This is a genomic window from Providencia sp. PROV267 (genome assembly GCF_028477825.1).
GTDB classification, from domain to species: Bacteria; Pseudomonadota; Gammaproteobacteria; order Enterobacterales; family Enterobacteriaceae; genus Providencia; species Providencia stuartii.
Window position 1 is genome coordinate 1 of sequence record NZ_JAMPLX010000013.1, and the last position, 9397, is coordinate 9397.

The 9397-nt window shown below is 40.9% G+C and carries 9 protein-coding genes and 1 pseudogene; 1 reads left to right on the plus strand and 9 read right to left on the minus strand.

What is annotated here, in order from left to right; genetic code table 11:
• Positions 1-226: 226 nt before the first annotated feature.
• The 9 genes from PR709_RS10355 to PR709_RS10390 all read right to left on the minus strand — a co-directional run bounded on the left by PR709_RS10355 (position 227) and on the right by PR709_RS10390 (position 8833).
• Positions 227-406 (minus strand): hypothetical protein, encoded by a 180-nt coding sequence (locus PR709_RS10355; protein WP_004916022.1) that lies wholly within the window; start codon positions 404-406, stop codon positions 227-229.
• 39 nt (positions 407-445) lie between these two features.
• Complete coding sequence (locus PR709_RS19580) at positions 446-736, minus strand: serine hydrolase (RefSeq protein ID WP_080739780.1); 291 nt, start codon at positions 734-736, stop codon at positions 446-448.
• Between the two features lie 229 nt (positions 737-965).
• Entirely contained in the window at positions 966-1619 is a 654-nt protein-coding gene (locus PR709_RS10360; RefSeq protein WP_004916021.1) for an AAA domain-containing protein, read from the minus strand.
• Between the two features lie 659 nt (positions 1620-2278).
• Positions 2279-3535: a PTS galactitol transporter subunit IIC gene (locus tag PR709_RS10365; protein WP_042116105.1), complete on the minus strand. Its 1257-nt coding sequence runs from the start codon at positions 3533-3535 to the stop codon at positions 2279-2281.
• Between the two features lie 307 nt (positions 3536-3842).
• Positions 3843-4838, minus strand: coding sequence for a 2-hydroxyacid dehydrogenase (locus PR709_RS10370; protein ID WP_004916019.1), 996 nt, complete (start codon positions 4836-4838; stop codon positions 3843-3845).
• Between the two features lie 34 nt (positions 4839-4872).
• The gene (locus tag PR709_RS10375; protein ID WP_004916017.1) at positions 4873-5634 is read right to left on the minus strand and encodes an SDR family NAD(P)-dependent oxidoreductase; all 762 of its coding nucleotides are present in this window, start codon (positions 5632-5634) and stop codon (positions 4873-4875) included.
• A gap of 18 nt (positions 5635-5652) precedes the next feature.
• Positions 5653-7194 carry an FGGY-family carbohydrate kinase gene (locus PR709_RS10380; RefSeq protein WP_004916015.1) on the minus strand — a complete coding sequence of 514 codons (1542 nt, stop codon included), beginning with the start codon at positions 7192-7194 and terminating at the stop codon, positions 5653-5655.
• A 275-nt stretch (positions 7195-7469) separates the two neighbouring features.
• Positions 7470-8027, minus strand: coding sequence for a glycerol-3-phosphate responsive antiterminator (locus PR709_RS10385; protein WP_004916012.1), 558 nt, complete (start codon positions 8025-8027; stop codon positions 7470-7472).
• An 11-nt stretch (positions 8028-8038) separates the two neighbouring features.
• A complete protein-coding gene (locus PR709_RS10390; protein WP_004916010.1) occupies positions 8039-8833 on the minus strand; it encodes a class I fructose-bisphosphate aldolase in 795 nt (264 codons plus the stop codon).
• A 344-nt stretch (positions 8834-9177) separates the two neighbouring features.
• On the opposite strand from PR709_RS10390, the pseudogene PR709_RS10395 reads away from it, so the two are divergent.
• Positions 9178-9397, plus strand: a pseudogene (locus PR709_RS10395) (NADP-specific glutamate dehydrogenase); the annotation flags it as partial.

The window sequence follows — 9397 nt, forward strand, 5'->3', positions numbered from 1 at the left end:
CAACGACACGGCGTTTGGCTAATGCTAAAGCGGGAGCAATTTTTGTTGACCACCGCACTCATTATTAATCATGGTCGTCATGGAATTCCGTAGATTGAGTCAAAATGATATCGGTAATCTCATAAGCCATCTTTTGCGTGTCTAAATCTTCAACATTTGCCAAAACAGCGACAGTTAAGCCTAAATCAGGTAAACGTAAAAAATAGGTAGCCCAGCCAGCCCAGCCTCATGAGTGCTCGAAATGTGTGATGCCGAAGTGTTGTGAAATAATAATGCCATAAGCATATTTCTGATGGTGTTCAATGGCTTTACCTATCCTATTTCTAGCCGGTAATGCCTGAAGCATTTTCTCGACTAGTGCTTTTCCTCCGACTTTACCACTGGTGTCATTTTTACCCCATTTCATTAAATCTAAAACATTTGAATGAACAGCACCATCACCGGTTTAAGTCCAAAGACTTTCACTTAATTGATAGCCACATGTATTGTTTTCACGGTACCCACGAGCAATTGTGGTGTGGACGGGGTACGATCCCACTATAAAGTTATTATCCATTTGTAATGGTTTAAAAATAGACTGTTGAGCAAATTCTTTATAACTTTGCCTGCTAACGCGTTCAATAATAATGGATAATAAAAAATAGCCCGTATTACAATAATCAAATGGTGTTCCAACAGGGAAAAGAGGGTTGGGGTAAGCAATTAAGTCCGCTAAGCTTGCCGCTTGAATTGGAATCGGTGTTTATTGTTCAAGCATGGCACCCACGGTTAGACAGGGATCCAGCACATCAATGGCTGCGGCATACTATTAAACAGTACTTTTTAAATCGAGAGTGATTTTCTGTAGTGTTAGCTAATTAAGCATATCAATGAGTATTACTTTATATTTGATTTAGCAGTTTAACGTGATGACTTGATTAGAAGCTCACCATAATACGATGAGCTTCTAGAGTCTATTTAATGAGTTATTCCAAAGTGCCTATTTCTCTTGGCAATGTATTGGCTACATCTGAAAAGCTTGGTAGATGGCCCCATACATCAGGATTACCAATTACAAAAATATATTTCTTGGCGCGTGTTAGAGCGACATTAACTAGGTTGGGCTTACTCGCTGCCCATTGTGCGCCACCCTCTTCACCGATACTGCAACCGAGTACAAAAATAACGGTATTATTTTCTTTACCTTGGAAGGTATTCACGGCGCCAATCTTATGTTTGGCCCAATGGTTGACCTCTTCTGGTGTGATTTTAATCACTGGCTGTTGTATAGCTGGTAGATCTGTTTCCTTGAGTAATTCGATTAATGCAGTTTTAACCGCGTTAAAAGGTGTGATCACATAAATAGATTGTAGCGTAATATTTTCCTGCATTAGGCGAGATAATAACATTAATAGGTCTTTGCCGTGGCTATCTCGGTATTGTTTATTACCCGTATTCCCCTTTAATACAACCTCATGGTTTTTGAGCTTGTTATTGATGGAGAGGCTGAGAATGTCGTCCTTTGAATCCGCATGGATCATACGACCATTGTAAGTCCTATTATTGGCAAGGCTGAACATAAGTTCAATACAATGGCGGTGTACCCATAAAAGAATACCAATCCAAATCGGGTTATTCATGACTTCTAACTGACAGCCCCATGAATTGATGCGATCCGCAATTTGTTGGATTGAGAAAGTTTGTGGGTTCCAACGGTCAGCATATTGATGTAGTGCTTCTTGGCAAAGATGGTTACTCTTTCATTACTTAAACGTTGTTCGCACTCTTCTTTAGCTTGCCCTGTTTCTGAACCGACAATATCTTGAATGAGCGAATTACTTAGATTTTTATCAAACTCACCAAGGTAAAGAATAAATGCGGTTGTTTTAGGAATTTTATATTGCTCTCGGTATTTATCACAAAGCCAAGGTAATTGGTTGTTCTTGTTTTCTGTAAGCGCTTTTCGGGATATAGATAATTTTTTCTTGTTATTAATATCGGACGAATAAGGGTGAAAAAACGCTATACGTTGCCAACCACTTAAAATATCTATTGGTAGAGGTTTCGAATGCCTATTTTTCCACCTGTCATTATTTAAAATATTTTAATAGTTATTGAGATTAACTTAAATCAAATGAATTTTATAGACTTCACGTTATGATTGCTCTCGGCCTAAAACTGTAGTGAGTGAGGGTATTTATGAAGAAGAGAGAAGGGAAATTGGTTACCCGTAGCGCTGGTGAGTATTTGAAATAAAACAGCTAACTAAGAGAAGTTATAGTTAGCTGTTAATTGAGGATTACTTAGCGATTAATTCGCCAACTTTTACTGCTGCCCAGCCCGCAGGTGTGGTTGCTCCACCCACGATATTGGTCATTTCTGAAATCCCTTCTGGTACTGGGATATTCGAATTCACCGCAGCTTGCGTATATTCCTTGGAAATATCGGTTCCCACATAGTAAATGGATGTTAGGACTAATGTGCCACAGATAAACATTCTAAACATATTACGCTTACAGAATGGTGTCACCATAGCTAATAAAAACATCAATGAAGCAAGGTCAACGAAAGGTAATACTTTGTTGCCCGGTAGTACGAAAGCTAACACAATCGCCATTGGGATCAGTAATAGCCCAGTTGCCAACACGGAAGGCTCACCAATTAACAGTGCAGTATCCATGCCAATATAGAAATCACGGTTAGGGAATTTCTTTTTCAATTTTGCTTCAACGGCATCGCGAACAATTAACAGACCTTGGACTAAAATTTCGATCATTTTAGGCAGTAGTAACATTGCCGCAGACACGGTCACGGCGAGCGCAACAGATTCACTGATAGGATAGCCTGCCATCAATGCTAATACCAAACCTAAAATAAAGCCTAATGTTAATGGTTCACCGAATACACCGAATTTTTTATTAATCGTTTCGGGTTCGAGGTTAATTTTATTTAACCCTGGAATTTTCTCGATAATATAGTTTGTCACGATGCCAAACGGTACATACATAATACAAGTCAGATGAGGGAAGGAAATGCCTTGTAAATTATAATTACGTTGTAGATAAGGTGCAGTAATATCTGCCGCAACCAAAGTGGCAATAAAGATCACATAAGTGATACCAATTGATAGCCAGTAGCTTTCAGTACCCGCATACACTACAGAACCGACTAATAAAAATATCCAATAGTTAAAGATATCAATATTAATGGTTTTTGTGAGCTTAAATAAAACCATCACTAAGTTGATCGCAATAAAGCCTAGTACAACTGGCACCATAATCGGTGAGCCCCAGCCAATGGTGGAGGCAGTAGGCCAACCCGTATCAACCACGGTAAGGTTTAAACCCATCTTTTCAACCATCGATTGCGAGGCAGGTCCTAAATTCGATAGTAATAAGTTGATGACTAAGCCAACACCAACAAAACCGATGCCGACTAACATACCCGCTTTAAAAGCGGTGCCTACGCGAACGCCAAAACATAATGCAATAATGAAAAATATTATTGGCATCATAACCGATGCGCCCAGCCCGATGATATTGTTGATTATATCCATGCCTTCCTCCCAATACTCGTCATATTTCTCGCCGTGGCGTTGTTGGCTGCGTTCACTCGCACTAGTCACACACTTATGTATGCCCTAGCGACTCGTTTGCTTGTCGCCTAGCCACAACGCGAACTATTTAGAGTATTTACCTACTGCGTATTGAATAAAAAAATAAACCTGATAGTTAAATAAGTTGTGGTTTATAATTACTCAAAATACATAAGGTTGTTTTTGTAGGGTATAGGGTGCCCCTGACAGGTTTCACCCTATCGTTTATTTTTTATATTTTTTGCCGATGTTCTTTTCGTTAAATTAATTATTTTTGTTGTTTTAAAAATATCTCAGCAAATAGTTTTGGCGTATTGCTGAATGCATCTAAAGTACTACCTGCCATATGCGGTGTGATGGTCACATTGTCTAATAAATAAAATTCGCTCTCCTCTTTTAATGGCTCATCATCAAAGGTATCGATAGCGGCACCCATAATGCGTTTTTCTTTGAGTGCTTGCAGCAAATCACGCTCATTAATTAAACCTGAACGCGCGGTATTCACTATTACGGCGGTGGGTTTCATTAATTTAAAGTGTTTTTCGTTGATCAAGTTTTGTGTTTCTGGGGATAAACGTGCGTGTAGCGAAATAATATCGGCAACTTTAACCAAATCTTCAAGTGAATCAACTTTGGTGTAACCATCAACAGCGTCAACGTATTTATCGTAAAATATAACGTTGGTATCAAAGCCTTTAAGGAATTTAGCCACCAGTTGAGCAATATGGCCAAAGCCAACTAACCCAATGGTTTTTCCACCAATTTCTGGGATCACATCCGCGTTGACGAAATCTTTACGCCAATATTTATCCTTCAATGCATCATGTGCACGCGCAATATTACGTGTTTCAGCCAACATCATGCCAACCGTAAATTCAGCCACACTGCGTGCATTACGCCCTGGTGTATTCATTACTTTAATGCCTTTGTTCTCGGCATATTCTTTATTGATATTTTCAATGCCACCACGCAATACACCGATATATTTCAGTTTTGGTAGTTTATCGATTACTGCTTTATTCACAGGGGCGAACTGGGTGATCACTAACTCAACATCTTGTAAATCCGCATATAAATCCGTTGGTAAAATCACCGCTTCCGCACCGTGTTGCTCAACTTGCAAGTTATCTTCTTGCAGTTTTTCAATAGAAGGGTGTGCCCACTGACGAACGATAACCTCATAACCTTGTTGGCGTAGCTTTTCTAGCCCAGCCTCCATGGTTGGTTTATCAATAAATAGATCCGCAATTGCCAGACATTTCATGTTGTTCTCCAAAATTTTTTGTTGCCCTATGGGCTTAGCGCATTAACATCCCACCAGTCACATCAATGGTTGCTCCCGTCATATAACTGGCTTTTTTTGAAACCAAGAACACCCCAATATCCGCGATTTCAGCAGGGGAGGCGACACGCCCAACAGGAATTCGATTCAGATAATATTGTGGGTCTTTCTCTAGGTTGCCGCGGATCATTTCAGTATCCATAATGCCAACTGCAATGTTGTTAACATTAATGCCTTGTTTGGCAACCTCACGCGCCAGTGATATTGAAAAGGCGACTAAGCCCGCTTTACTGGCGGCGTAGTGTGAGTGACCAGTCGTTGAACCATGAAACGCTGCTTGCGAGGTAATGTTGAGCACTGAGCCAGTGATTTGCTTATTTGAACATTGATTGATAAATAATTGGCTTAAATGGAAAACGGATTTTAGGTTGATGTTCATCACGTTATCCCACTCTTCCAGTGTAATATCTGCGACCATCCCTGTCGGCCAAATACCTGCATTATTAATCAGGATGTCGAATTGTTTGAAATGGGTGAGTCCCTGCTCAAATAATGCATCAATCTCTTGGCTGTCGCCTAAGTTGGTTCGGATAGCAACTACCTCAGTACCATTTAAACCATTTAGCGCCTCAACTAGCGCTAATGCGGCTTCTGGATGGCTACGATAAGTAAAGCAGACGTTAACGCCTTCTTTTACCAGCGATTGCACCAGCTCACGTCCTAGTCCAGTCGCCCCACCAGTGACCAGCGCATTTTTACCGTGTAAATTAAGTTCCATGATCAACTAACTCCTTATTTAAGCATCAATGGTTTGCTGGGGGTTATGTGATTTCCACGTCGGTTGCATATCATCTAGCATGCGTTTGTACATGGCGTATTTTTTGGCATAAACCGCTTGTTTATCCGTTTGTGGATGGATCACTTCAGACACTTTTACCATCGCATCACAAGCCGCAAAAACATCGGGGAAATAGCCTTCCATCACCGCTGCGGTCATAGCGGCACCAAGGGTACCGTGCTCTTTCACATCGACGATTTCTAATTGGCTCTGGAAGATATCGGCAAAAATTTGTAGCCAAACGGGTGAGTGAGTAATACCGCCCGCGATGCGGATCACATTGCTCAACTGTGGATTAATACGGCGCAGCCGCTCGACATGATAAAGGTGACTAAATGCAACTCCTTCATAGATAGCACGGAGGAAGTGAGCGCGTTGATGGAAACTGGTGACACCAACAAAACCGGCAGTGGCATCTGGAATGGTGTTGGAACCAAATACAAACGGGAAGAACATCAATTGGCTTTCATCTGGCGTGGTGGAAGCCACTAATTGGTTACACAGTTCATACACTGAACTGCCTTTGGCTTCTTCAAGCTGCTTATCTGCCGCCATAAATTGGGTGATAAACCATTCTAAATTACTGGCAGATGTCGGGCTGGCTTCAGTAATTTGCCAACGGTTTTCCATCGGATAAATCGAGGTCATAAATAAATCTTTATCAACCACCGGTTTGTCGGTGACATATTCGTTGATACTCCATGTCCCCGCTACAATCGCTAATTTATTGGTTTGGTTGATACCTGAAGCTAATGAAGAAGCGGAAATATCAAAGATACCACCTGAAACCGGTGTGCCTGCTTTAAGGCCAGTCAGTGCAGCGATTTCTTCTGTAATACGGCCGCAACAATCAGTGGATAACTTGATCGGCGGTAGTTTATCTTTCCACGATAGCCCACCCCAGAAAGCGAGTAGTTCATTGTCGTAGCAACGATCGCGTACGTTAATCAAGTTAGTACCTGAGATGTCGGTCAGCTCTTGTGTGGCTTCACCCGTCAAATAAAAGCGGATCAGATCTTTCACCATAAAGATGTAACGCGCCTTTTCCAGTGTTTCAGGTTCATTATCTTGTAGCCAAGCGAGTAGGGCGACAGGTTGGCCTGCCCAAATTGATTGCATGGTTTTAGGTAGAATTTCACTTTCGAATTTAGGTGATTGATACCATTGTTCAACATATTTTTTGGCACGATTATCTGTTGAAATAATGCCATTACGAGTGGGTTTTCCCTGCTCATCAACTAAATAGAGACCATTACCATGACCGGTTACTGAGATGCCAATAATATCGGCAGCATCAATAACTGATTTTTTAAGTACCTCTTTAATAACGAGTAAATTAGATTGCCATAACTCCTCAATATCCCTTTCAGTAAAAAAGGGTTTTGGGGTGATCATCCGAGTGGTATTGGACGCAATAGCCAGTACTTGGCCTTCGAGGTTATAGATAGCAGCCTTGGTCACAGTGCCGCCATTATCAATTCCTAAGATATATTTTTTCATGGAACTCCTCTAACCCTTCATATTTCGCACCATAGCGTCGTTGGCTGCATTTGACTACCCGAGTCACATACTTATGTATGCTCCCTGGGATATCCTCATTTACCGCCTAGCTGTAGCACGAACTATTTTGGGTGGCTGTTACACCACAGATATTTCATACAACAGCTCTATTGTTTTATTTTGAATCGCTGTAGAGCGTATATTTTGGGTTTATCATTATTTTAATTATTTGAGTTGTAATGGTGTTGGCGTAGGGTTTACAACTCAAACTTTAATTACCACAATGTATGTTCACTGGTGGTAATGCCGTTAAAACCGGTATAAAAAATCTTTTCAACTAAGTATTTTCGTTTAACAAAGCCACCTGCAATAAATTGCGTATTGGCTTGGTTAAAACTGCGTTTTAATAAATCAAAACAGGTACAAGCATATTCAGCAGGTAATAACTCGATCGCATCGACATCCACGGAATAGTTTTTGACCATATTACTGGCCTGTTCTAGTGATCGTGAATCAACGAGTAATACGCGAAAGATGGTGTCTAACCCTTCTTTTTTTGCGTAACGTAGGGCTGTAAAATTTGATGAAATAACACCATCCACCTTATAAAAATTCTTTAATACGGTGACGCCAGCTTGGTCAGGTTTAAATCCACCTAATAACTCCAAATGGACTAACACCTTTTTTCCCGCTTTATGGCATTTCCCAATCATCGACTGTAAATTGCCGATATCGGCGTCCGGCAATAAGATATATTCAGAGTGGCTAGCAAGTGCGCGCTCGAAATATTTATAGTTGCGAACCGATGGGATGATGGTGTTATTTAAATTCATGCTAATAATTCCTAATTTTTATTTTGATAGAGCGCAAATGCCTCTTCAGGTGATGCACCGAGATGGATGATAGCGTTAAGGCCAGCCACCATCGCGACAGGGTTAGGGTCTTGAGTGATGTTACGGCCCACAGCAACGCCTTTGGCTCCCATCTTCATACAGTGTTCAACAAATTTGAAATAACTCAGTGTATCGGTTTTTGGTCCACCGAGTGCTAAAACAGGTACCATTGATGCTTCGACAATCAAATAGTCGTCTGGTGTGCCAGAAAAACGTGTTTTGATGATATCTGCCCCTAACTCAACCGCAATACGCGCAGAGTCAGCAATCACTTTGGCTTCATTGGATTCAGGACTCGTTACTGCATAGCCGTATGGCAGTGATTCAACGATAAATGGCATATTCCATTGCTCAGCTTGTTTGACCAGTCTTGCCGTCATAGCGTGAGTTTTCTCTTCATTAAATGCGCCGGGGAAGGTCATGCATACCATGCCATCAGCACCCATTTTCAGTGCTTCTTCGGCACCAAAAACTTGTTGGGTATCAGGCACACTGTTGTCATACACATTTACTGTAGAATCAACACGTAGCACGATTGAAACATCATTAAAGGCATCTGCATAGTTTCTTGCCATACCATAAGTGATTAAGGCGCAATCTAAACCGTTAGCAGCCAGTTCAGGCATTTTCTTGATGGTGTTATCGATGCCAGCAGTTTTGGTGGAGAAAAAATAACCGTCGAGTGCCAGTGTGACGGACTTGCCATCTTTTGCAAAAATTTTGGATAAACGGCGTTGTTTAGACATAATATTTCCTTTATAAAAAATAAAAAAAGCCCTCAGAGACCGTTTTGATCTCTGAGGGCTTTCAGTTCACTGACCCTGTGGTTTTCTGTTTTTCTTTTCGGCTTAGAAAAATAGAAAACCTAATCGGTATTTGATGACTTCTTTTTCATACTGATAGGTAATTTTCTTATTAGATGATTTTAATCGGAAAATTAATCTGTCAGTCAGTTTATTAAAGTTAGCTGGGTTTAAATTAACTAAGTTTAATAAACTGGGTATGGCTATTATCTCTACCATACCCAAGTTTGCGTTGTCTAATGGATGTTGCAAAATTGTGATAAGTGTCGCGTTAAACTTTTTGACATATCATCAAAAATGGTGTGAAAGCCGTTGCTGAAGGGGCAAATATGCCAACAACCATTCCTGCTACGGAGCTTTTCCTTGAGGCCGGTGTTTTATTTGCACCAGGTAAGGCCGCGAATGCGGGAGGAGTGGCGACATCCGGTTTAGAGATGGCACAAAACGCAGCTCGTATGGGATGGAAAGCAGAGAAGGTTGATGCGCGCTTACATCACATTATGTTGG

Excerpts from the sequence above, each read along its gene's own strand:
- PR709_RS10355 (WP_004916022.1), bottom strand. The coding sequence starts at position 406 with ATGAAATGGGGTAAAAATGACACCAGTGGTAAAGTCGGAGGAAAAGCA.
- PR709_RS10360 (WP_004916021.1), bottom strand. The coding sequence starts at position 1,619 with ATGAATAACCCGATTTGGATTGGTATTCTTTTATGGGTACACCGCCAT.
- PR709_RS10365 (WP_042116105.1), bottom strand. The coding sequence starts at position 3,535 with ATGGATATAATCAACAATATCATCGGGCTGGGCGCATCGGTTATGATG.
- PR709_RS10370 (WP_004916019.1), bottom strand. The coding sequence starts at position 4,838 with ATGAAATGTCTGGCAATTGCGGATCTATTTATTGATAAACCAACCATG.
- PR709_RS10375 (WP_004916017.1), bottom strand. The coding sequence starts at position 5,634 with ATGGAACTTAATTTACACGGTAAAAATGCGCTGGTCACTGGTGGGGCG.
- PR709_RS10380 (WP_004916015.1), bottom strand. The coding sequence starts at position 7,194 with ATGAAAAAATATATCTTAGGAATTGATAATGGCGGCACTGTGACCAAG.
- PR709_RS10385 (WP_004916012.1), bottom strand. The coding sequence starts at position 8,027 with ATGAATTTAAATAACACCATCATCCCATCGGTTCGCAACTATAAATAT.
- PR709_RS10390 (WP_004916010.1), bottom strand. The coding sequence starts at position 8,833 with ATGTCTAAACAACGCCGTTTATCCAAAATTTTTGCAAAAGATGGCAAG.